3 protein-coding genes are annotated in these 1,401 nt (G+C 46.1%); all 3 read left to right on the top strand.

Going from position 1 to position 1,401, the window contains the following annotated elements:
- Positions 1 to 300 (top strand): flagellar basal body rod protein FlgC (flgC, locus tag A3738_RS01085; protein WP_156503860.1); only part of this gene is annotated, 300 nt, incomplete at its 5' end.
- 12 nt (positions 301 to 312) lie between these two features.
- Positions 313 to 990, top strand: coding sequence for a flagellar hook assembly protein FlgD (locus tag A3738_RS01080; RefSeq protein WP_068476539.1), 678 nt, complete (start codon positions 313 to 315; stop codon positions 988 to 990).
- 20 nt (positions 991 to 1,010) lie between these two features.
- On the top strand, positions 1,011 to 1,401 hold a 391-nt coding region (locus tag A3738_RS01075; protein WP_156503859.1), incomplete at its 3' end, for a flagellar hook-basal body complex protein.

The raw sequence follows: 1,401 nt of genomic DNA, 5'->3' as shown, positions 1-1,401 counted from the left end.
AAGCCTGTATTTGCAGCGATTCAAGAAAGCGCTATGACAGGTGCAATGCCGAGTATGACAGATGCGGGTTCTCAAGGTGTTCAGATTAAAGGTATTGTCGAGAGTGATGCAGCGTTGGATATGCGTTATCAGCCGGATCACCCTTTGGCGGATGAGCAGGGCTACGTCATATATCCCAATGTGAATGTTGTAGAGGAAATGGCTGACATGATGTCCGCCTCGCGCAGTTTTCAAACAAATGTCGATGTCATGGAGGCAGCCAAAACCATGATGCAACGAATTTTAACTTTAGGCCAATAGGCGAGATAGACGATGACAAGTATTAATACCTCCGGTGTTGCTGATCCTCTAGCGCAGTATCGCTTAGAAAATAACGGCGAAGCGGCAAAGAAAGGTGACTTGGGTAAAAACGAGTTTTTGGATCTGATGATCGCTCAGCTCGAGAATCAAAACCCTCTTGAGCCTCAAGATAACGGTGCCTTTATCTCGCAGCTAGCTGAATTTAGTGCGCTAGAAGAAATGCAACAAATTAACAACACGGTGAATAACTTCACCAATAAGTTCCAGTCTACACAAGCATTGCAAGCGTCTGCCATGGTTGGGCGCTCTGTGTTGGTGCCAGGCGCTGAGGCTCCACTTTCGGCAAGTGGAACGATTAGCGGCATTGCAGACATTCCGTCTGGAACTAGCAATCTTTCTATCTCTATTTTGAATGGTTCAGGTGAGCTCGTGCGGCGTGTTGACCTTGGGCAACAATTTGCCGGTTCAGTGCCGTTTGAATGGGATGGTTTGAATGAGCAGGGTGATCAGATGCCTGCAGACAAATACACAATAAAAGCAGAAATAAAAACAAGCGCGGGCGCTGAGCAGGTCGATACCTTGTTTGCTTCGCAAGTGAATAGTGTATCAATCGCTCAAAGCGGCGAAGTGACACTTAACTTGGCTGGCTTAGGTGGCGTTCCGTTAGAGAACGTGCGCGAAATTAATTAATTAATCAGTAGAGGTTCAATATGACATTCAATGTAGCACTCAGTGGATTAAAAGTATCCGCAACAGACCTCGAGGTCACTGGTAATAATATTGCGAATGCAAGTACGGTTGGTTTCAAGCGTTCACGTGCTGAATTTGGTGATGCCTATTCAAATAGCTTTTTTGGCGGTGGGGTAACCGACGTTGGTGATGGTGTGCAGGTGCAGGCTATTCGTCAGATCCACAGCCAAGGTAATGTTGAGTTCACTGATAACGGCCTTGATATGGCGATTACCGGTAACGGTTACTTCATCGTCAATGATAACGATGAAGTGAAATATACGCGTGCAGGGCAATTTGGTGTGAACCGAGAAGGCTTCCTTGTTAATAATACTGGAATGCAAGTTCAAGGTTTTCAGGCTGATGACGAAG

The organism is Oleiphilus sp. HI0066, from assembly GCF_001635725.1.
The sequence above is the reverse complement of the archived record's forward strand: the minus strand, read 5'-3'. Positions and strand labels throughout refer to the sequence as shown.

Coding starts and splice junctions, on each gene's coding strand:
- A3738_RS01080 (WP_068476539.1), top strand. CDS start 313: ATGACAAGTATTAATACCTCCGGTGTTGCTGATCCTCTAGCGCAGTAT.